The organism is Streptomyces sp. NPDC045846, from assembly GCF_056431605.1.
On the sequence record NZ_JBWKKJ010000019.1, the window covers coordinates 37,477 to 57,558 of the forward strand.

A 20,082-nucleotide genomic window follows, 5' to 3' on the forward strand; every position below is an offset into this window, starting at 1 on the left:
CGGTCTTCACCCCCTCGTACTCAACGAACACCGAAAGGTCGTGCCATGTCGGAACGCAAGCGTTACGTCGCGACGGAGACCGATGAGCAGTACTACTGGCAGCGGGTGCATCGCAACCTCGGTTGGTTGGGCAACACGGTCGAGGAGCAGAAGGAGCGCCAGCTCAAGCTGAAGAACGCCGTCATCGGAATCGCCGGCGTCGGCGGCATCGGCGGCGCGACCGCCGAGCGGCTGGTGCGGATGGGCGTGCAGAACCTCAAGCTCGCCGATCCGGATACCTTCGAGATTTCCAACATCAACCGTCAGTTCGGCGCCACCATCGACACGGTGGGCCGCAACAAGGCGGAGGTCGTCGCCGAGGCCGTGTACAACACCACGCGGGACGTAAACATCGAGGTGTACCCCGAAGGCATCAACGAGGAGGTGGTGGACGAGTTCTTCGAGGGGTGCGACTACGTGCTGGACAAGATCGAGCTGTACGAGATCGAGGCCCGCTACACCCTGCACCGCGCCTTCCGGCGCTCCGAGCGCTGCCAGTTCATGATGCTCACCCCGGTCTTCGGACACCGCACGTTCTTCTTCAAGTGGACCCGCGACTCGATGACGGCCGAGGAGTACTTCGGTGTTCCCGAGGGCGAGGAAATGAACGAGAAGAACGCCGAGCAGCTCATCAGCCGGTTCATTCCGGAGATGCCTGACTACCCGGATCGGCCCATCCTCGACGAGTGGTTCATCAAGAACCGTGAGTGCCCCATCTTCGCGGGCACCCCGCCGCTGGCCCAGGGCATGCTGGCGTCCCGCCTTGGCCAGGCCATCACGGGCCTGGACCAACTGCCTGGCGCCGTACCGCTGCCCGTGATGCCCGGGTACGCCATGCTAGACACCCAGAAGTGGGTGGCCAAGACCGTGGAGGGCAAGTGGTGGTAGCCAACGGCCTCGCGGTCCCGGAGGCCCGGGCCGAACGACACGACGACAGGGCACGGCCAGGTCTGCCCCGGCACGCTGTCTCGCTGCGAACCTGGCGGCGCTCCGACTACGAGCGAGTCTGGGGACGGGCGGAATGGATGCTGGGCCAGCCGCGCGAGATCGTGGCCCAGTCGGCCCCCGGCATGCTGCTCGGTGCCCTCTTCTACCAGAACAGCACCCGCACCCGGCTCAGTTTCGAGGCGGCGGCGCACCGCATCGGCGGTTCGACCATTGGCTTCTCCGACGTGACGACCACCAGGGCCGGCGATTTCTACCGGGAGTCCCTGGAAGACACCGTGCGTGTCGTGGGCGGCTACGCCGACGTCCTGGTGCTGCGTCACACGGACGACGATGCGGCGGAGCGGGCGGCCGCCGTGTCGCAGGTCCCCGTCGTCAGCGCGGGTACAGGTGACCGCGAACACCCCACACAGGTCATGCTGGACCTGTGGGTGCTGCGGTCGAAGCTGGGCCAGCTCTCGGGCATGACCCTCGGATACGTCGGTGATCCAGCCTGCCGGGTAGCACGCTCCCTCGTGTACGGGCTCGCTGCCTTTGGTGCGTCCGGGATCGTCTTCCTGGCTCCCGACGGCACGCGGATCCCCGATGACATTCAACGCACGCTGTCGGCCGCCGGGATGTCCTCGCACCGGGCGGAGTCCGCGGCCGAGGTGCTGCGCAGGGTCGACGCGGTCAGCATCATCCCGTTCGAGCTATCGGACTTTCATGAGAGCGCTGTGCGCTCCCATACCCGGTCCGCCGAGCTCGACCGGCGATTCGTCTTCGACAGCGCGCTGCTCAGCCGGACCGGCACCGGGGTGCCACTGATCCACACGGGTCCCCGTGGTCCGGAGCTGCCGCCCGAGACGGATGACGTGCCCAACGTGCACTACTTCGAAGGCGTGACCAAGGGCGTCTACCTGCGGGCCGCCTTGCTGGCTGAGCTTCGGGCCAACCACGGCCGTAGCTAGCCCCCTTGCCGGGCCGGGCGTGTCGTTTTCAGCAGTGGTTCTCCGGGGCCCCACACCCGGTACGAACCACCCGGCGCGCCCGGCCCCGTTCCATCGCGGTACAAACCAGCGTCCGGCCGTCCACCGACGTTCTTCCCATACCTTCAGGAGACCGCTCGTGCATGACGACCCGTTCCTCCGAGCCCTCCAGACCGGTGCCCCGAATACCCGCGTGCTGGCGAGGGAGGACATTCCGAGTGGCCTGCTGCACGACGAGGCCGCCGGAGCGCGCTACGGGCAGGCTCGCGCGCTCGTGCTGCCCGCAAAGACGCAGGAGGTGTCCGCCATCGTCCGCACGTGCGCGCAGTTCGGCGTGCCGATCGTGGCTCGTGGGGCGGGCACGGGCCTGTCGGGCGGCGCCAATGCCGTGGACGGATGCGTGCTGATCGGCACCGAGCGGATGAACCGGGTCCTTGAGGTGGACACCGACAACCAGACAGCCACTGTGCAGCCCGGAGTTGTCAACGACGACCTCAAACGCCTATGCGCTGAGCGAGGGTTGTGGTATCCGCCCGACCCCGCGAGTTCTGCCTGGTCGACCATCGGCGGCAACGTGGCCACCAACGCGGGCGGTATCTGCTGTGTGAAGTACGGGGTCACTCGCGACCATGTGCTGGGTATCGAGGCCGTCGTGAGTGACGGTACGGCGGTGCGGCTCGGTGGCCGGACCGTCAAAGGCGTGGCCGGGTACGACCTGCTCGGGCTGTTCGTCGGGTCGGAGGGCACGCTCGGGGTGATCACCGAGGTCACCGTGCGGCTCCGTCGTCGTAACACCAGGCCGCCGGTGACGGTGGTCGGCTTCTTCGACCGCCTGACGGCCGCTGGTGAAGCGGTCGTCTCGGTGACCGCGTCCGGAGCGACGCCCGCTGCCCTGGAGCTCGTCGACCGGCACTGCCTCAAGGCTGTCGAGGCATGGAAGCGGATGGGCATGGATCCTGACGCCGCGGTTCTCCTGCTGGCCCGGAGCGATGCACCCGACGGTGCCGCGGAAGAAGAGGCGAAGGTGCTGTTCGACTGCTTCAGACGTGCCGGCGCCACGTGGGCCGAGAGGTCCACCGATCCCGCGGAGTCCGAGGCGCTCTTCGAGGCCCGTCGGCTCGCCTACCCGGCGCTGGCCCGCCTCGGCCCCGTGCTGACAGAGGACGTCTGTGTGCCGCGGGGCCTCGTACCCGAGATGCTGGCGCGCATCGAAGAGATCTCAGCCGCCTGGGACACGCCGGTTGCCAACATCGCCCATGCGGGAGACGGCAACCTGCATCCGTTGATCATGACGCCAGGTTCGGACGCCGCGGCCATGGAGCGCGTGCATCGCGTCTTCGACGCGATCATGGACGCAGCCATCGCCCTCGGCGGAACCGTCACCGGCGAACACGGTATCGGCCTGCTCAAACGAGACGGGATGCGGCGCGAGATGAGCAGCGCCGTCATGTCACTGCAGCGCAGCGTGAAACAGGCAATGGATCCCCGGAGCCTGTTCAACCCAGGGAAGCTCGTGCCCTGACACGCCCTGCGTAGCGATGCCCACTCAATCATTCGTCGTGGAGGAAGAGTTGCAACCGCACTTGGACACGCCCCCGGTCCGGACCGTCGCGGTGGTCGGAGCGGGACCGCGTGGGCTGTCGGTCGTCGAGAGGATCTGTGCCAACGCGTCCGCGGTGGCTCCGGGAAAACACATTCGCGTGCACGTCGTCGACCCATTCCCGGCGGGTGCAGGCCGCGTGTGGCGCACGAACCAAGCCCGGGAACTGCTGATGAACACAGTTGCCTCACAGATCACCGTCTTCACGGACGACTCGGTCGACTGCGAGGGGCCGGTGGCCGAAGGACCGAGCCTCTACGAATGGGCGCGCTTCTTCTCGCTCACCGGTCAGCTCGACCACGACCTCAGTCTGCACCAGGAGGCCAAGTGCCTCGGGCCCGACTCCTATCCGACCAGGGCCTTTTACGGCGCCTACCTGCTCTGGGCCTTCGAGCACATCGTCAGTACCGCACCGAAACAGGTACGGGTCACTGTCTGGCGGACCACCGCCACGCGAGTCGTGGACCGGCCCGACGGCAGCCAGACCCTGGAGCTCGCCGAGGGAGGCCCTTTGACCGAGCTGGACTCGGTGATCCTCGCCCAGGGGCACCTGGACTGCGAACCGACCGAGGAGGAGGCTCACCTGGCCCGCTTCGCACGGGAGAGCGGAAGCCTGTACGTGCCGCCGCAGAACCCGGCAGAGGCCGACCTCTCGGTCATCTTCCCGGGTGCCGTCGTGGCGCTGCGCGGGCTCGGCCTGAACTTTTTCGACTATATGGCCCTGCTGACCGAAGGACGGGGCGGCACCTACCGGTCGTGCGGTGACCGTCTGGTCTACGAGCCATCCGGTGAGGAACCGGTCCTGATCGCCGGCTCGCGCCGCGGCATCCCGTACCACGCACGCGGCGAGAACCAGAAGGGCGTCTCCGAACGCCACGTTCCGCTCTTCCTCACCCCCGACGTGATCGACACCTTCCGGCGGCGTGCCGAGCAGGGCGAGGTGGTGGCCTTCCTGCCCGACGTATGGCCACTGATCGACAAAGAAGTGCGGGCGGTCTATTACGCCGCGCTGCTTGCCCGGCGTACTTGTGGGTGCGCGGCTACAAGGTTCATCGAGCAGTACGGCAGGGTCGCCGGGACCGAGAACGAGCAGCCCTTCCTGCGTATGCACGGCATCGGAGCCGGGGACCAGTGGGATTGGGACCGGGTCAACCACCCGCACTCCGGTCTGTCTTTCGACGGCGTCGACGAGTTCAATCGGTGGCTCGTCGACCATCTGCGCAACGACGCTGCCCACGCAGCGCAGGGCAATGTTTCCAATCCGCTCAAGGCGGCTCTCGACGTGTTGCGCGACCTGCGCAACGAGGTCCGGCTCGTCGTCGACCACCAGGGCATAACTGGCTCGTCGTACCGGGACGACCTCGACCACTGGTATACACCCATGAACGCTTTTCTCTCCATCGGTCCGCCCCGTACGCGCATCCTGGAAATGGCCGCATTGGTGGAGGCCGGCATCCTGAAGCTGGTGGGGCCGGGCATGCGCATCAGTGCCGACACCGCGACCGGCCGATTCGGCATAGCGTCCGATCTGACGGGCGACCGTCCGTTGTCGACTTCCGTGCTCATCGAGGCGCGCCTGCCAGAGACGGAGGTCCGGCGCACCCGGGACCCCCTCTTACGCGACTTGCTCAGCTCGGGTGGCTGCCACCCGTACCACATTGGCGAGCCGTCCGGCCCCGGCTATCTCACCGGGGCGGTCGCGGTGGGTCCACGCCCCTACCCTGTGCTGGACGCAGCCGACCGACCACACCCGGCTCGGTACGCGTTCGGTGTGCCGACGGAACATGTGCACTGGGTCACTGCGGCGGGCATTCGGCCCGGCGTCAACTCGGTCACACTTGCCGACGCGGACGCCATCGCCCGAGCGAGCCTGCGCACCGAGGACCGGCAATCGGTCGGACATGCCTCTGTTCCGTCCTCGCCCGGCATACCCGGGGGCGCACTGTGATGTCCGGGGAGCGCGAAGAGACGCCGGAGCACCCGGAAGCGGGAGCCGACGAGCCGGCCGCTGCCATGGACGCCGGGCTGATGTCGCCGGTGCGGGCGGGCACACCAGCCGAGGCCGCGCTGACGGACGAGGCGTGGCTGTCCGCCATGCTCGACGCCGAAGTCGCACTCGCCTGCGCCCAGGCGCGGATCGGGATGATTCCATGGAGTTCGGCCGACGCGATCGCAGCCTCGGCGCGCGGGTGGCGGTGCGATCCGGTGATGCTGGCCCGCCGGGCCCGCGAGGCCGCCAACCCGGTGGTCGCGTTGGTGCACGAGCTCACCCGCGAGGTGGCCGAGCGGTTTCCGGATGCCGCGGACGACGTGCACCTCGGCAGTACGAGCCAGGACATCCTGGACACTGCGACCATGCTGCTCGCGGCGCACACCCTGGACCTGATCCTGGACGATCTCGACCGTGTCTGCTCCGCACTGGCAGGGCTCGCCGAGCGTCACCGCGATACCTCCATGGCGGCCCGTACGCTCACCCAGCACGCGGTACCCACGACTTTCGGCCTGAAGGCCGCCGGATGGCTCCACTCGGTGGACAGGGCGCGAGGGCGACTCAAGAGGGTACGGACGGAGCTACCCGCCCAACTGGGCGGAGCGGCCGGGACGTTGGCGGCCTATCACGAGTACGCCGCGCTGAGCGGGGTGAAGAGCCAGGACGGTGGATCGGCCGCGCTGGAGCTGGTGACGGCATTCGCCGAGGAGGTGGGGCTGGCGGAACCTGTCCTGCCGTGGCACACCGCCCGAGAACCCGTGGCCCTGCTGGGCTGCGAACTGGCGGTACTGACCGGCACGTTGGGGAAGTTCGGGACAGACGTGCAGAATCTCGCCCGGACCGAGGTGGCGGAGGCGGTCGAACCAGCCGCCGACGGGCGGGGGGCGTCGTCGGCGATGCCGCAGAAAAGGAACCCGGTACTGGCCTCACTCCTGGTGTCGGCGGCACTGCAGTTGCCGTCCTACGCCGCAGTCCTGATGCACTGTATGGCGGCCGAGGACGAGCGACCGGCAGGCGCGTGGCACGCGGAGTGGCAGCCTTTACGGGAGGCTCTCCGGCTCGCAGGTGGCGCGGCACATACGGCGGCCGAACTCGCCGAGGGTCTCAGACCACTGCCCGGCGCTATGACACGCAACCTGCAACTCACGCAGGGGCAGATCGTCGCCGAACGGCTCAACGCGCATCTGAGAAGCGCTCTCGGCAAAGCCGAGGCCAAGCGGTATCTGGGCAGAATCGCCGCCTCGTCGTTGGAGAGCGGGTCCTTCGCCCACACCGTCAGGACCGACCCAGTCGTCCGAGAGAGCCTCTCTCCCGAAGAGCTCGACCAGATCCTGGACCCGGCCGGTTACCACGGCGTCGCCGGCGAACTCGTGGACCGGGCACTGACGCATCATCGCCTGCACACCCCCCGCACCACCGAAGTAACCGCCGAGTTCGGCGGCACCGGAACCGAGTCCTTCGGAAGGACACCACAGTGACGGACCGAAGCGACGCTGCGCAGGCCGTGCGCGCGGCCAGGGCCCGGCGAGACGTCAGTTGGCAGGAGCTCGCCGACGCCATGGGACGGCCCCTGATATGGGCCACGGCCGCATTGCTCGGATCTCATCCCCTTGCACCCGCCGAGGCCGAAGCCGCCGGAGCGCTCCTGGACCTGGAGCCGAGCGTTGTCGAGGCCCTGCGACTGCCACCGGTCCGCAACATCGGTCGGCCCGGGAGTTCTCCGGTGGATCCCACGGTCCACCGGTTCCACGAGGCCATCGGGCTCTACGGCCCTGCTTTGCGAGAACTCATTAACGAGCAGTTCGGAGACGGAATCATGAGTGCGGTCGACTTCCGCCTCGACCTGCGACGGGTACCCAGCCCCGAAGGTGACCGCGTCGTCATCGTCCTCGACGGCAAGTTCCTCGCCTACCGATGGTGAGATGACGCGCGGCGCCGTGTGTCACCGCCGATCCGGACCTTGCCGGTCCGGATCATGCGGCGGCGCGTGTGCGTAGGTCGTCCATCTCCACACCCAGCCACTCGCGCAGCCCCCGGGCACCCTCGTCGGGCACCTTGATCACCCGGCTGCCCTGCGAACGCACGACCCATCCGATCTCGAGCAGCCGGTCGAGCACCGAGGCGCCCACGGCACCGGCCAGATGATGGCGTTGTTCGGTCCAGTCGACGCAGTAGCGCACAAGTGGACGATCCATACACGGGGGCTCGACACCCACATCGGCCAGGACCGTCCAGCCGTGCTCGGTGACCTCATAGGTCAGGTCCCAGCCGGGTGCGGACAGCCGGTCCCGGACCGATCGATCCGGGTCGTGCACCCCGTCCCCGCCCGCCAGGACTTTGCGGTCGATGAGCGCGCGCATCACGCTCACCCCCAGGTGGCCGGCGAGATGGTCATAGCACGTGCGCGCCAGGCGCAGTGCGCGAGACCGGGTGCCGGAACGCAGGGAGCGGGGAGTGAAGGGAGGGGCCAACCTGGCGAGCGACTCGAGCGCGGTGGCGACCTCAGCCGATGCGAGGCTGTAGTAGCGGTGGCGCCCCTGGCGCCGGACCGTGAGCAGACCTCCCTCCACCAATTGGGACAGGTGACTGCTGACCGTGGAGGGCGCCACCCCGGACTCCGCCGCGAGCATCGTCATCGGAAGCGCCCGGTGGTCCAACAGGGCGAGCAGGATGCGCGCCCGGGTCTGGTCTCCGATCAGGGCGGCCGGTGTCAGGAAATTGGCGTCTCCTGCTAAGTCGCGCATGACTCTCCAGAATTTTAGGGTTCAGTCGCTCGTAGGCTCCCGATGGTGCCACGGCCCCATGTACACCGCACCCACCGGTCCGTCCGGACGCAGACGGCAGCACATTTCGACCCGGCCCGAAGCTTTCCGCAGCTACGTTGGGATCTGTCAGTCCCCCGTTTCGCCCGCAGTGCGCGTCCAGGCGCACGCTGCGGGCGTGGGATTCACGCCTTGGTATTCATGGAGGTAATGGTGGGCCGCGAGTTGATCACCCGAGGAAAGCTTCCCGGTTATCGCTACTCGCCCGGGGTGGTGGTGGGTGACACCGCCTACCTTGCCGGTCATTTCGGCGTTGGCACGGACGGGAAGCTCGTCGCGGATGACATCGCGTCCCAGGGCTCCCAAGCGCTTGCGAATATGCGTGCGACGCTCGAGGCTGCGGGAATGACGCTCGGGGACGTGGTGAGCATGAGGGTATGGCTCACCACCTATGACAACATGCCCGCGTTCGACGAGGTGTACGGAGCCTTCTACCCGGTTGACCCGCCGGCCCGTACGGCGTTCATGGTGGAAAGGCTCCCCCTGGGCGCGGCGGTCGAGCTCGATGCGATCGCGGTCCGCGACTCGGCGGAAGTGAAGGCGCGACTGGCCTGATGTCACGCATGGAACGAAGTGACGATCCCCTGCGCGAGCTCGGAGGCCGGGCGGGAGCGGCCGATGCGGCCGGGACGCGGCCACAGGTCGTGTCCCGGCTTCCCCTGATCGCGCTGTGCCTTGGGTTCTTCATGGTGATGCTGGACGCGACAGTGGTTACGGTCGCGCTGCCGCCCATTGGCCAGGACTTCGGGACCGGTGGCGACTTGGCGGGTGCCCAGTGGGTCGCGGACGGCTACACCATTGTCTTCGCCGGGCTGCTCCTGTCAGCCGGTGCGCTCGGCGACCGGTTGGGCAGCAAACCCGTCTTCCAGGCGGGACTCAGCCTGTTCGTGGCCACGTCACTGGGGTGCGGGCTCGCTCCGACCTTGTGGTTCCTGGTTCTCATGCGACTGTTACAGGGGCTCGCCGCCGCGCTGGTGGTACCTACGTCGCTGGCTCTGATCCGCGCCGCGTACACCAACAAAGAGGACCGTGCCCGGGCGATCGGCGTCTGGGGCGGCATCGGGGGCATTGCCGCCGCGTCGGGTCCCGTGCTCGGAGGGCTGCTCGTCTCCGCTCTCGGCTGGCGCTCGGTGTTCTATGTGAACCTGCCGTTCGGCCTACTCGGCCTCGCGCTGACCGCCCGTCATGTACTCGCGCCGAGGCCGCAGACAGCGCGCGGCACGGACCTGCCCGGGCAGGTCCTCGGCATCCTGACACTCGCTGCCGGGACGTACGCCGTCATCGAAGGCGGCCACCGGGACTGGCTATCACCGGTGGTCGTGACCGCGTTCGTGCTCTTCGCGTTGTGCGGGGTGGCCTTCGTGCTCGTCGAGCGGAACACGGAACAGGCGATGCTGCCGCTCTCGCTGTTCCGGCACCCGACGTTCTCCAGCGCCACTGCTGTTGGGCTATTGCTCAACATCGGGTTCTACGGTCAACTGTTCGTCGTCACCTTCTACTTCCAGCAGTACCGCCACTACGCGGTGCTGTGGGCCGGGTTGGCGATCCTGCCGCAAACGGCGATGGCCGGACTGGCCTCCGCCCTCGGCGGGCGGATGACCGCGCGTACCGGCCCCCGGGCACCCATGACGCTGGGCCTGTTGATCGGCGCCGCCGGCTTCCTGGCTCTGCTGGTCGCCGGACGCTCGACCCCGTACTGGGCATTGGTACTGCCGCTGGCCGCCATCGGCTTCGGTACGGCGTTCACGATGCCTGCGGCCGTGGCAGCTGTGGTCGAGTCGGCACCGCCTAACCGGTCGGGGATTGCATCGGGAGCGCTCAACGCCAGCCGTCAGGTGGGCAGCGCCGTGGGAGTGGCTCTGCTCGGCGCGCTGATCGCCGACACGGCACACTTCGAGTCGGGTATGCGTGCCGGTTCGCTGGTCAGCGGGGGTTGCTTCGTGCTGGGTGCGCTGATCGCCCGGGCTGTGGGCCGGGGGCCAGGGGAGCGAGCTATGGACTGACGCGACCCATCGTGCAGTTCCGGAGCTCTTCGCTCTCATCCGTGAGAACAGACGGGTGCCGAGTCATGCCGGTATGATCGGTCGACACGGCGGACAGCCCGGTTGCGGGCCGGATCTCCAGCAGAGGACGGCTGATGAACGAGAGTGAACTCCCACGCCGTCAGGGAGGTCGACGTCTAGTCGCCAAGTTCGGCCAGCGGCTCAGTGAATTGATCGCCGCGCTCTATCCGGACGAGCGACAGCGTCCGGGCTACGCGAAATTGGCCGCGCAGATCAGAGAGACCACGGGCGGCACGATCTCGGCAACGTATCTGTGGGAGCTGGCGACCGGCAAGAAGCGCAATGTGACCCTGGAGCAACTGGACGTGCTGGCCGAGTTCTTCGGGGTGCCGCCTGAGTATTTCTTCGACGACGCTGCCGCGGAACGCATCGCATCGGAGCTTAGGCTGGCGACAGCGCTGCGGGACGCACGGGTACGCAACCTCGCCCTGCGTGCCGACGGTTTGTCCTCCGAGGCTCTCGATGCTCTGCTCACGATGGTGAATGAGGCGCGGCGGATCCAGCACCTTCGGGACGTCGACTCACCAGCCGTACGAGGCACGGACAACAGCCCACACCCGTAGATATGGTGATCTGTCGCACTCTCCTTGGCGGATGAGCAGAAGACTCTGGCCGAATCGCATCGGCATGGCTGGCAAGTGGTTGACGTGGTACACGGCATGCCGAACCATTCTCAGAGTTCCTGAACGAACTACATAGGTGATATGCCGGACAGGGTGCAGTTGCATCACTGTGCGACAAACCAATGAGAGAGTGAAGGCACCCGCATGCCGCTGCACTTCAAAGAACTCCACCACCGCTGCCTATCGATAGTGGACCGGCTGGATCTCCCTCAGCCATTTTCCGTAGAATCTTTATGTGCGCTCCTCTCGCAGCAGCGCAGGCGCCAAATATACCTGCACCCTTTCCCGTCCAGCGCCATTGGCAAATCAGCCTGCGGAGTGTGGATCGCCACCGACAGCGATGACCACATATTCTTCGAACCGCAGACGACGCGGCTCCATCAGGAGCACATTATCCTCCATGAAATCGGCCACCTGCTTTTCAATCACTATTCGCTCGGCCTCCGACGCGTCCCCGATCTGACCAGGCTGTTCTCCGACCTCGCCCCCCGGACCGTGCAACGGCTGCTCGGCCGGACGAGCTACACCACGGTCCAGGAGCAGGAGGCGGAGATGCTGGCAAGCCTCATCAGAACAGCGGCGGTCCATCAGCAGGCGGCTCCGTCAGCGGGCGTCCTCGGGGAACTGGAGGCCGCCCTGGGGGTTGGGGGGCCGCATGCTCGCTGAGCTCACCGCATGCAGTGGGCTCGTCGAGGACATAGGCACGGGGACCATCTGGGCCGCGGTGCTGCTGCGCATACCGGCGGCCCGCCGAGACCGTCGCCAGCGCGGACTGTGTATCGCGGTGGTGGCGGCAGCAGCAGCCATGACCCTCCGTCTCGGTCCGGTCAGTGGCGCCATCGACGTCATCACCCGCGATCCGCATATGACCCAGCTGGCCATGCATCTGTTCGGGGCCTTCTCCGCCATGGTGGTTCTCGACTTCCTCCTCGTCGTCACGGGCGGCGGACCGCCGAGGAAGCGGCTGCACCTGATCGGTGCGGCACTCCTGCTCTCGCTCGTGGTCTTCGACGCGACGGCGCCCGCGCATGCGCAGGACGCTGTCACTCCGCATGGCGCCCCGCCGCCGTCTCTTGAGTTCTGGTTCACCTTGCTGGGCATGCATCTCGCATCCGACAGCGCATGCGTCATCGTGTGCTGGCGCTACAGTCGGCGCAGCGCCAAGGGCCCGTCGCGAGCGAGTCTGGCGCTCTTCGGCCTGGGAACCGCTTTCGCCGGGCTCTTTTGGGTCGGGTATCTCCTCTATATATCAGTGCGATCGCCATGGATACCGTCGCTTCTGTCTCTCGCCATGGGCCTGCACGGTCTACTTCGGGCCGCCTCGATCGCTGTCCCGACCCTGCTCGACGCTCGACGGGCCGTGAGCGAGATCAGAACGCTGCACCGTTTGCGGCCGCTGTGGGGCGACCTTGTCGAGGCGGTGCCCTCCGTCGCGCTGCACAAGCCGCGCAACCACCTGTGGGAGACCCTCTGGCCTCAAGGGCCGCGAGATCTGATCATCTACCGCAGGCTGGTGGAGATCCGTGACGCGATTCTCGTCCTGCGCGAGTATGTGCCGGCCGACCGCGTCGCCGACGACGAATCGGGGTCGCCCGACTCCTTCCGTGAGGATGCTTACGCGCTCGCCCGCATGCTCAGGGAAGCCCGCCGGGCCAAACTGACGGGCGAAGCACCTCTTACAGACTCGGCCAGGCTGGTCCACTCGGCGGGCATGGACATAGCTGCGGAGACCGAATTCCTGGTCCGAGTGGCCACGGCCTACCGCCGTCCCAGGGCTCCACGCACACCCAGCCGAGTCCCTGACACGCCCCCCGTCGAACAGGACTTCGCAAGCCAAGGCTCCCGCGTCAACCGCGACTGCTAACGGCAGGTTTGATGTGGATGGCGAGAGCGCCAAGGGCCTCCCTGTCGGGGTACTGGCTCACGTACCTAAGCTTGACGTTTATCCACTCGTGCTGGTGATGAGTCCTGTTGCTGGTTTCGGTTTGCCCTGTTTCCCGACGGGGTGCACGTGTGCACGGTGCTTGTTCTTCCTGCCAGCTGGCCGGCCGGGACCTGCGATAGTGGGTTTCGGTGCGCTGGCCGGCTGAGGGGTTTTCGCGTGGACGCGGCGAAATCCTCGACGGACGCGTGCGGGTGTGAGGCGCCCTTGGCGTGCTGGCCGTTCCCAGGGTTTGCGGAGGTCTTCTGCGAGGGGCCGGGCGAGGCGAAGTTGGGTGTGTGAGGCGATGACGATCCAGGTCCAGCGGTCAGCGGCCGCCGGCTCGCGGATTTTGGGAGTAGTCCACCCCAGCGTTTGCTTGAACAGCCGGAAGGTGTGCTCGAGGTCGAATCGGCGCAGGAACGCCTGCCAGAGCCGGTCCACGTCCCCGGCGGTAGCGGCGGTGGCCGACCACCACAGCCAGATGGGCCTGGGGCTGTGTTCCCCGCGAAGGTGGTCGACTTGGAGGCGAATGACAGTGCCTTCGATGACCGGCAGCTCTCCTTCGGGGTAACTGGCCCAGGCCGAGCGCCGCACCAGTAACGGGTGCAGCGGGTGCCAGGCAGTGGCGATGGCCTTCCCGTAGTGGGTGGTGTCGGTCACCGTGGTGACCGACGGGACCGGCTGAGTGGCCGCATCTTCGAACGCGAACTCCGCCCCGCGCTTGGGCTTGCGCCCGCACTTGCCTGCTGGCTGCGGCAAAGGCGGAAAATACAGGACGCGGTCCGACCGCATCCGGCCCAGCAGCTCAACGGGCAGGTCCGCCAGCAGGAAAGCCAACCGGGTCACGTCGTAACCGGCATCCACGACGACCAGAACAGGTGGATCTCCGATCTCCCACTGGCCCGCCACATACAGCCGCTGGAACACTTCCCGAATCTGGGCGGCGGTGACAGCGATCGCGTCGTCCCACGGACACAGCCGGACCACGTCCAGCACGGCAGTCCACGACGTCCGCCCCTGCTCCAGAGCGGCCACGAAAGAGTAGGGCCACCCAGGGATCATCTGGGCCGAACCCCTGCCACGACCATACGTGTGACAGAACAACCGGTCCGGACTCGTATTCGCATCCGGCCGCAGCCAGTTACTCACATCGACCGCCAGGACCAGCCGCCCCTCCGCGGTCCGGGGAAGCGGCAGTCCCGCCAGCGCCCTCCGCAGCCGGGACACGTCGAGTCGACCCCGGTTGACCCCGCCGTACAACGCCCCATGCCCACGCCGGTGCTCGGGCGCCAGTGAGAGCTCCACCAGCGTCTTCACCGGGCCATCCGCACAGAGTAAGGCGTCACCCAGCTCGAACAGAGCGTCGCGTCGGCCAGTCAGACACGCATACAACTCCGACCGAAAGGACACGAGTTCGGCAAACGCATCCCGCGGGGCACCCCGCTGCAGCAGACTCATGGCTACGGCCTTCGTTCTGGTCAAGTGCCTCTGTGACGGAGCACAGGATCAGACGAAGGCCGCTTCCACGTCAGGCACTCGGTCGAAACACCAGCAAGTTCGACGCCACGTTCGACTGCGGACGATAAACGTCAAGCTAAGGGCTTGCAGATCATTAACACGTTGTGTTGATCATGCTGTTTGCGTCGCCGCTGAGGGCTTGAACCCGAGCCTGGAGGGACGTGAGGGCGGAGGGTGGGGTGGCTGCCGGCGTGATGACGATGCTGTGCGCCTTCAGCAGTGTCCTGATCTTCAGCAGGGTGCGGTGCATGGCGGTGCGACTGCTGTCGAACAGCACGGCCAGGGGTTCCGCGGCCAGGGCGACCCGCAGGTGGAGGACGGCCGCCAGGACCTGGTCAGGGAAAGCGAGCCGGGGCGGGCGTCCTCGTTTGACGTCGCCATCGATGGCCAAAGTGCCGGTCAGGTCGCACAGTTGCTGCCGGGACATGCCGGTCAGGGCGGGATCGGACAGGCGAGCATGGTCCCCCTTTGGGGCCGGCTTTTGCGGGGTCCGGGGTGCTGGGACGGACGGGCAGGGCTGAGGGTGCACGGCATAGTTCCAGTCGCCGGGGAAAGGGTGTCGGGTCAAGGGCAGGGCCGCCATCTCCGCGTCGCCGATCTGGACCCCGGTGGGGTAGATGTTGGTGTCCAGCTCTGCCATGACGCGCAGTCCGGTGCGTGTGGTGGTCGCAGCGATGGACTGGATGATGACTTCGTGGCTGGCCAGTGGGCGGCCGCGCCAGTTCATGGTGATGCGTGAGAAGAGCCGGTGCTCGATCTTGTTCCACTTCGATGTGCCTGGCGGCAGGTGGCAAACGGTGATCGTCAGTCCTGTTTCGGCGGCGAGCCGGGCGAGTTCGAGCTTCCAGGCCCGGGTGCGGTAGCCGTTCGAGCCGCCGGCGTCGGCGGTGATGAGCAGTCGTGTCGCCTGCGGGTAGTTGGCCTGGCCCTGGCCCGACCACCAGCGGCGGATTGATTCCACAGCGAACGCGGCGGTGTCGTGGTCGATGCCGACGTTGACCCAGCCGGTGTTCGCCGCGAGATCGTAGATCCCGTACGGGACTGCCTTTCCCAGCTGCGGGTCGGCGAAGTCATGAACATTCACCGGCACCGGGGCAGCCGCCGGCCGCCATCGGCGTCCGTCGTTCTTGAACTCGCCGACGAGCTCCTTCTTCTTGGTGTCCACGCTGATCACCGGTTCACCGGCATCCCGGTGCTCGCGGGCCTGCTCGTTGAGATGGCGGAACTGGGCATCCCGGTCCGGATGTTGTCTTCCCTCGATGGTCTTGGCGTTGGCCTGCAAGCTGAAGCCTTCCTCCCGCAGCAGGTCGGCGACGGTGTCCGCACTGACTTTGTGCCCGGCCCGGGCCAGCTCCCGCGCCAGCGTTCGGGTCGACTTCACCGTCCATCGCAGCGGCGACATCGGATCACCCCGCTCGTCCGGCTCGACCAACGCCAACAGTGCCGGCCGCAGTCCTGGATCGAGATCTGCGACCCTCTTGCGGCCTCCACCCGGCCTCCGCACCCGCCCCAGAGGATCCTCGCCTGCCTCCAACTCGAACACGCCCTTGCGGACCGTGGTCTCACTCACCGAAGCCGCCCCGGCGACGGCCCGAATACCACCGTGTCCCAGGACATGGGCCTCTGCGGCCATCAGTAGCCGTCGCTGCCGCTCATCCAGATGCGGGAACAACACAGCGAACTTCACAGTGAGTTGGGTACGGGTCTCGTCCGGGATGCGCATACCACATCAACGAACCGTGGGATGGGAAGCAACACCTTGATGATCTGCAAGCCCTTAAACAAGTCATGGCGGATGGCGCCGGCCTCACCGCGCGAACCAGATGGTAGATATCCCGAGCAAGATGATCAAGGCGAACCCTCTGAAAATGAAGGGCTGGCCGGGGGATACGTGGGGAGGCGATAACGTCTTGAATACCACGAGTCTTGGCAGTAGTCGTTCCCCGGAGGGGATGGATATACAAGTTCACGAAGTCAACAGTCTCATGAACTTTTTCGCAGTCGATAATCAGATTAAGATCAAGGCGACGGCAAAATCTGTCACGGTGACCAGAGAGGGCGATGCCTATCCGGATATGGAACTAGTCCAGTACCGCGCGAACCAGGCGCCGCGTATAAGAGCCACGGACCGAATGGCCAGCGAGTCCGGCATGGATTCTGTTCCCTGGTGGGGCCAAAAGATCAACAAGACTTGAGTGGACGGCAAATGCCTACAGGGATGCTGAGAGAGGGAGCCACCCCGATGGCTACTCCTGGAGTGCGGCGAGTGATGCAGCGGATCGGGCAATGCGTACTGACGTATGTGCTTATTCACTCTGCGGCATGGATAGTTGTTGCTCTGGTGGTTCCGTGGAAGGACTCGCTCGCGCAGATTGCGTGGCTTGGCCTTGGCTTTCTCGCTTTCACTGGTGTTCCGACACTGCTCCTTGCGATTGGTGTGGGACTGGCGCACACGAAGATGGATGTCGTTCAGTTCCGCCTGGCATTGGCACTGCCCATGCTGGTGTTTACCTTTCCCCTCCTGGGTATGAGCACAGCTGAGCCATTCGTGCTCCAAGTCGCGGCACAACTCCTATTTGTCACCTGGTTGATGCCGGCACCTCTCGTGCCCGAGAACTGGGTCGGGGATATGAACTAAGGGATTGGACGAGGGGCACAGTTTACTCACCTCATCCAATTTATCGTCCGAGAGTGGCCACGGCTTGACGCAATCCAGAAATGTTACTGTTTATCGCTGCGTACGCCTCCTTGGACTGTCGTAGCTTTTTTTCGGTGTCCTTCTTCTTTTGTTCTGCTTCTCGAGCTATTCGTCGAACCTCGATCTGCGCCCGTCCGGCCGAACGCCGGGCCCGTTCCATCTCTTTCAGGTCGTGGTCGACCTGATCCGATTGAACAGGCTCGGGTCGCGTCGCGCGGTGCGCAGACTTCCGGAGAGAGTGGTTTGCCTGTCCCTCAGTCGAACCCTCGATCTGGTCGCTCTGGATTCGGCCCGCTCACTCTCACTGCGAGCCCACGGCCAGGTCACCATTTGCCTGCCGAGAAAAGTGACCCCTTTTTCGTCCATCTTGGCCCGTGAAATCTGCCTTCAATGCCGTTGCGCCGCCGGCCACTCCGGCGAATCCGAGCTTTGCGGTGTCGACCCCGATGCTGAGTGCGTTTACTTTCACGCTGAGGTCGCTAACCACCTTTTTAAGTGGTTTGTACTCGCTCTTGAGGAATTCGCCAAAGAAGGGCGCAAGGGCGCCGGCGGCCGTGAAAATGCTGGTCTCGGCCGGACCGTCGCTGCCCGCCGTCATCTGCGGCACCTTTTGTTACGTATATGCACGTTTTGCAACCTTCATCCAGGCTGAATAGATCGGGCGACTGTGCTAAATTCCGGTCTGCGTACGGTAAAAAGGTTCACCAGGAGGATGCTTTGCTGTTATTGGGTTGGGGCATATATGTGACCTTCCATTTGATGCTTTTTGCCCTGGTGCTGTATCCGTTCGGCCTGCGCCCCATCCTTGTCAAGCGCAGGCTTCGAGCCGTAGGTGTCACCACCAAGGCCGTGTGTACCGGAGGATATTGGTCCGAGGATCGTGTATCCGAGCGATTCGAGTTCACCCTTGACGACGGGACTCCGGTCTTTTATCGCAGTTCACTGCGAGGCAGTCGGGTGGCAGCCGACGATGAAGTGGTCGACATCGTTTATGACCCGAAGAGGCCCAAGCGGGCGCGCACGGTTCGAGAACTCAATCGGCGCACGGAGGTCCGATTCGTAGTAATTGGATCCCTGGGGGTCAGTGCGGTACTGCATCTCTTCTTCATCAAGGCCTTTATTAAGCTCTTTGATGATCTCTTCATGAACTGACCCAACCACGCTAAATTCCCCGGGGGGGCAGTCATGATGGAAATGTGAGATCTCCATACCAAGGCTGCGCGGATGAGGTCCCACACCAACGTCGCCGACCATTCGGGGCGGTAACCGGCCGCCGCGCATCCCTGGTTCGGGTGCCTGTCCCAGGACTCGAACTACTGATCTTTTCGTAAGTTCGGTGGGTGTGGTGGCGGTGTAGGTGGGACGCTGTCGGGATGGCTTATCAACCTTCGCCTTTGGCCGCCGGATCGCCTCTTCCGCCTTTGTCGCGGCCGCAGTTGGCGGAAGCGCGTCGCGTTCGGGCGGTGGAGTTGTTCGAGGAGGGTGTCTCGAATGCGGAGATCGCGCGGGCGGTAGGGGTGTGTGCGGAGAGCGTGCGGCGATGGCGTCGGGTGTGGGAGAAGGACGGTGCTTCCGCGTTGCGGCGGCGGGCCTCTTCCGGGCGCCCGCCCAAGCTGGACGACTCCCAGGTCGAGGCGGTCCGGACCGCGTTGGGTCGCGGTGCCCGAGCTCATGGTTTCGAGGCCGACTTGTGGACTCTGGAACGGGTCGGAGAGGTCGTTGCCCGGGTGACGGGGGTGGTGTTGTCCAGGGCGTCGGTGTGGCGGCTGCTGACGGGCCGGCTGGGATGGAGTCTCCAGCGGCCCGAGCGGCGGGCGGTGGAGCGGGATGAATCGGAGATCGCCCGCTGGGTCGCGCATGAGTGGCCGCGGATCAAAAAAGGGCGGTGAACACACGTGCCTGGATCGTGTTCCTCGACGAATCAGGCGTCTCTCTATTGCCACAGGTCCGTCGCACCTACGCGCCCCGCGGACGGACCCCGCTCCTTCGGCACCGCCTGAACTGGAAGCGGGCGTCGATGGCCGGGGCCCTGGGCTACCACTCCACCGACCCCGAACGCGGGGCACGACTGTGTTTCCATCTCAAGCCCGGCAGCTACGACACTCTCGGACTCATCGAGGTCCTGGAGCAGATGAAGGTGTTCTACCGCGGCGAGAACGTGGTGCTGGTCTGGGACGGCCTGTCGGCCCACTGGAGCCGGGCGATGCGGGCATGGGTGGCCGAGCAGGACTGGCTCACCCTCGAGCGATTACCCGCCTACGCACCCGAGCTGAACCCAGTGGAACTGCTTTGGTCCTCGCTCAAGAAACGTGAACTCGCCAACCTCGCCGGCGACCACCTCGCCGATGTCGCCGACGCCACCGAACAAGGCATCCACCGCATCAACACCAACCCACAACTCCCCTGGTCATTCCTCACCCACACCGGCCTGACCATCCACCCACCACACCCACCGAACTTACGAAAAGATCAGTAGCGGTTGCGATCGGCTCATCCCCGGGTACCCGGGCTGCACGAGGACCTCATGCGCGAGCTGCGTGTCTGGGACGGCTCATCCCCGGGTACCCGGGCTACACGTCCACCGCGCCACGAGCATCTGCTGAGGCTGCGGCTCATCCCCGGGTCCCGGGCTGCACGACCTCACCGGCGTGTTCGCAAGCCGTTCGGAGGGCTCATCCCCGGTCGCCCGGGCTGGACGTCACCGTCGTCGCCTTCGTCGTCCGCGGCCTCGGTTCATCCCCGGGCGCCCGGGCTGCACGGTTGTCTGATGGTCATCAAAGACAAGCTCGGCGGCTCATCCCCGGGCGCCCGGGCTGGACCACGAAGTACCCAAGGCCCTGATGGTGGAAGGCGGTTCATTCCCGGACCTCCGGGCTGGACGTGGTCGCTTTG

General features: G+C 66.0%; 20 protein-coding genes. 16 read left to right on the plus strand and 4 right to left on the minus strand.

Annotation, left to right across the window (positions count from 1 at the left end):
• Nucleotides 1–45 precede the first annotated feature (45 nt).
• From AC07F3_RS36590 to cynS, 6 genes are all read left to right on the plus strand, one after another.
• Nucleotides 46–927 (plus strand): ThiF family adenylyltransferase, encoded by an 882-nt coding sequence (locus AC07F3_RS36590; protein WP_479119045.1) that lies wholly within the window; start codon nt 46–48, stop codon nt 925–927.
• On the plus strand, nt 918–1,934 hold the full coding sequence (locus tag AC07F3_RS36595; RefSeq protein ID WP_479119047.1) for a hypothetical protein: 1,017 nt from the start codon (nt 918–920) through the stop codon (nt 1,932–1,934). Before AC07F3_RS36590 ends, AC07F3_RS36595 begins: the two co-directional genes overlap by 10 nt.
• Before the next feature lie 157 nt (nt 1,935–2,091).
• Complete coding sequence (locus tag AC07F3_RS36600) at nt 2,092–3,474, plus strand: FAD-binding oxidoreductase (RefSeq protein ID WP_479119048.1); 1,383 nt, start codon at nt 2,092–2,094, stop codon at nt 3,472–3,474.
• 16 nt (nt 3,475–3,490) lie between these two features.
• The gene (locus tag AC07F3_RS36605) at nt 3,491–5,500 is read left to right on the plus strand and encodes an FAD/NAD(P)-binding protein (protein WP_479119049.1); all 2,010 of its coding nucleotides are present in this window, start codon (nt 3,491–3,493) and stop codon (nt 5,498–5,500) included.
• Between the two features lie 146 nt (nt 5,501–5,646).
• Nucleotides 5,647–7,020 (plus strand): class-II fumarase/aspartase family protein, encoded by a 1,374-nt coding sequence (locus AC07F3_RS36610; RefSeq protein WP_479119050.1) that lies wholly within the window; start codon nt 5,647–5,649, stop codon nt 7,018–7,020.
• Entirely contained in the window at nt 7,017–7,463 is a 447-nt protein-coding gene (cynS, locus tag AC07F3_RS36615; protein ID WP_479119051.1) for a cyanase, read from the plus strand. The genes AC07F3_RS36610 and cynS overlap by 4 nt, the downstream gene beginning before the upstream one ends.
• Nucleotides 7,464–7,515: 52 nt before the next feature.
• Here the strand turns inward: cynS and AC07F3_RS36620 are convergent, their stop codons facing one another.
• The gene (locus AC07F3_RS36620) at nt 7,516–8,286 is read right to left on the minus strand and encodes an ArsR/SmtB family transcription factor (protein WP_479119053.1); all 771 of its coding nucleotides are present in this window, start codon (nt 8,284–8,286) and stop codon (nt 7,516–7,518) included.
• A gap of 219 nt (nt 8,287–8,505) precedes the next feature.
• Between AC07F3_RS36620 and AC07F3_RS36625 the strand changes: the two genes are divergently transcribed.
• From AC07F3_RS36625 to AC07F3_RS36645, 5 genes are all read left to right on the plus strand, one after another.
• Nucleotides 8,506–8,919, plus strand: coding sequence for a RidA family protein (locus AC07F3_RS36625; RefSeq protein ID WP_479119054.1), 414 nt, complete (start codon nt 8,506–8,508; stop codon nt 8,917–8,919).
• 8 nt (nt 8,920–8,927) lie between these two features.
• Nucleotides 8,928–10,367, plus strand: a complete 1,440-nt coding sequence (locus tag AC07F3_RS36630) for an MFS transporter (RefSeq protein ID WP_479119055.1) — start codon at nt 8,928–8,930, stop codon at nt 10,365–10,367.
• 134 nt (nt 10,368–10,501) lie between these two features.
• Complete coding sequence (locus AC07F3_RS36635) at nt 10,502–10,990, plus strand: hypothetical protein (protein WP_479119057.1); 489 nt, start codon at nt 10,502–10,504, stop codon at nt 10,988–10,990.
• 204 nt (nt 10,991–11,194) lie between these two features.
• Nucleotides 11,195–11,716 (plus strand): hypothetical protein, encoded by a 522-nt coding sequence (locus AC07F3_RS36640; protein ID WP_479119059.1) that lies wholly within the window; start codon nt 11,195–11,197, stop codon nt 11,714–11,716.
• A complete protein-coding gene (locus AC07F3_RS36645; protein ID WP_479119060.1) occupies nt 11,706–12,914 on the plus strand; it encodes an MAB_1171c family putative transporter in 1,209 nt (402 codons plus the stop codon). The genes AC07F3_RS36640 and AC07F3_RS36645 overlap by 11 nt, the downstream gene beginning before the upstream one ends.
• A gap of 78 nt (nt 12,915–12,992) precedes the next feature.
• Here the strand turns inward: AC07F3_RS36645 and AC07F3_RS36650 are convergent, their stop codons facing one another.
• Both AC07F3_RS36650 and AC07F3_RS36655 read right to left on the minus strand, forming a co-directional pair.
• Complete coding sequence (locus tag AC07F3_RS36650; protein ID WP_479119062.1) at nt 12,993–14,432, minus strand: NF041680 family putative transposase; 1,440 nt, start codon at nt 14,430–14,432, stop codon at nt 12,993–12,995.
• A 154-nt stretch (nt 14,433–14,586) separates the two neighbouring features.
• Nucleotides 14,587–16,215: an ISAzo13 family transposase gene (locus AC07F3_RS36655; RefSeq protein ID WP_479119063.1), complete on the minus strand. Its 1,629-nt coding sequence runs from the start codon at nt 16,213–16,215 to the stop codon at nt 14,587–14,589.
• 121 nt (nt 16,216–16,336) lie between these two features.
• On the opposite strand from AC07F3_RS36655, the gene AC07F3_RS36660 reads away from it, so the two are divergent.
• Both AC07F3_RS36660 and AC07F3_RS36665 read left to right on the plus strand, forming a co-directional pair.
• Nucleotides 16,337–16,687 carry a hypothetical protein gene (locus AC07F3_RS36660; protein ID WP_479119064.1) on the plus strand — a complete coding sequence of 117 codons (351 nt, stop codon included), beginning with the start codon at nt 16,337–16,339 and terminating at the stop codon, nt 16,685–16,687.
• 47 nt (nt 16,688–16,734) lie between these two features.
• Nucleotides 16,735–17,130: a hypothetical protein gene (locus AC07F3_RS36665; RefSeq protein ID WP_479119065.1), complete on the plus strand. Its 396-nt coding sequence runs from the start codon at nt 16,735–16,737 to the stop codon at nt 17,128–17,130.
• A 361-nt stretch (nt 17,131–17,491) separates the two neighbouring features.
• Here AC07F3_RS36665 and AC07F3_RS36670 read toward each other — a convergent pair whose 3' ends face one another.
• Nucleotides 17,492–17,788, minus strand: coding sequence for a hypothetical protein (locus AC07F3_RS36670; RefSeq protein ID WP_479119066.1), 297 nt, complete (start codon nt 17,786–17,788; stop codon nt 17,492–17,494).
• Between the two features lie 146 nt (nt 17,789–17,934).
• Here AC07F3_RS36670 and AC07F3_RS36675 point away from each other — a divergent pair, with 146 nt between their 5' ends.
• From AC07F3_RS36675 to AC07F3_RS36685, 3 genes are all read left to right on the plus strand, one after another.
• Nucleotides 17,935–18,342, plus strand: coding sequence for a hypothetical protein (locus AC07F3_RS36675; protein ID WP_479119067.1), 408 nt, complete (start codon nt 17,935–17,937; stop codon nt 18,340–18,342).
• Between the two features lie 221 nt (nt 18,343–18,563).
• Nucleotides 18,564–19,079, plus strand: a complete 516-nt coding sequence (locus AC07F3_RS36680) for a winged helix-turn-helix domain-containing protein (protein WP_479119068.1) — start codon at nt 18,564–18,566, stop codon at nt 19,077–19,079.
• The gene (locus AC07F3_RS36685; protein ID WP_479119069.1) at nt 19,076–19,666 is read left to right on the plus strand and encodes an IS630 family transposase; all 591 of its coding nucleotides are present in this window, start codon (nt 19,076–19,078) and stop codon (nt 19,664–19,666) included. Before AC07F3_RS36680 ends, AC07F3_RS36685 begins: the two co-directional genes overlap by 4 nt.
• Nucleotides 19,667–20,082: the final 416 nt, after the last annotated feature.

Excerpts from the sequence above, each read along its gene's own strand:
- AC07F3_RS36590 (WP_479119045.1), top strand. The coding sequence starts at position 46 with ATGTCGGAACGCAAGCGTTACGTCGCGACGGAGACCGATGAGCAGTAC.
- AC07F3_RS36605 (WP_479119049.1), top strand. The coding sequence starts at position 3,491 with ATGCCCACTCAATCATTCGTCGTGGAGGAAGAGTTGCAACCGCACTTG.
- AC07F3_RS36610 (WP_479119050.1), top strand. The coding sequence starts at position 5,647 with ATGCTCGACGCCGAAGTCGCACTCGCCTGCGCCCAGGCGCGGATCGGG.
- AC07F3_RS36620 (WP_479119053.1), bottom strand. The coding sequence starts at position 8,286 with ATGCGCGACTTAGCAGGAGACGCCAATTTCCTGACACCGGCCGCCCTG.
- AC07F3_RS36625 (WP_479119054.1), top strand. The coding sequence starts at position 8,506 with ATGGAGGTAATGGTGGGCCGCGAGTTGATCACCCGAGGAAAGCTTCCC.
- AC07F3_RS36630 (WP_479119055.1), top strand. The coding sequence starts at position 8,928 with ATGGAACGAAGTGACGATCCCCTGCGCGAGCTCGGAGGCCGGGCGGGA.
- AC07F3_RS36635 (WP_479119057.1), top strand. The coding sequence starts at position 10,502 with ATGAACGAGAGTGAACTCCCACGCCGTCAGGGAGGTCGACGTCTAGTC.
- AC07F3_RS36640 (WP_479119059.1), top strand. The coding sequence starts at position 11,195 with ATGCCGCTGCACTTCAAAGAACTCCACCACCGCTGCCTATCGATAGTG.
- AC07F3_RS36645 (WP_479119060.1), top strand. The coding sequence starts at position 11,706 with ATGCTCGCTGAGCTCACCGCATGCAGTGGGCTCGTCGAGGACATAGGC.
- AC07F3_RS36650 (WP_479119062.1), bottom strand. The coding sequence starts at position 14,432 with ATGAGTCTGCTGCAGCGGGGTGCCCCGCGGGATGCGTTTGCCGAACTC.
- AC07F3_RS36655 (WP_479119063.1), bottom strand. The coding sequence starts at position 16,215 with ATGCGCATCCCGGACGAGACCCGTACCCAACTCACTGTGAAGTTCGCT.
- AC07F3_RS36660 (WP_479119064.1), top strand. The coding sequence starts at position 16,337 with ATGATCAAGGCGAACCCTCTGAAAATGAAGGGCTGGCCGGGGGATACG.
- AC07F3_RS36665 (WP_479119065.1), top strand. The coding sequence starts at position 16,735 with ATGGCTACTCCTGGAGTGCGGCGAGTGATGCAGCGGATCGGGCAATGC.
- AC07F3_RS36670 (WP_479119066.1), bottom strand. The coding sequence starts at position 17,788 with ATGACGGCGGGCAGCGACGGTCCGGCCGAGACCAGCATTTTCACGGCC.
- AC07F3_RS36680 (WP_479119068.1), top strand. The coding sequence starts at position 18,564 with ATGGCTTATCAACCTTCGCCTTTGGCCGCCGGATCGCCTCTTCCGCCT.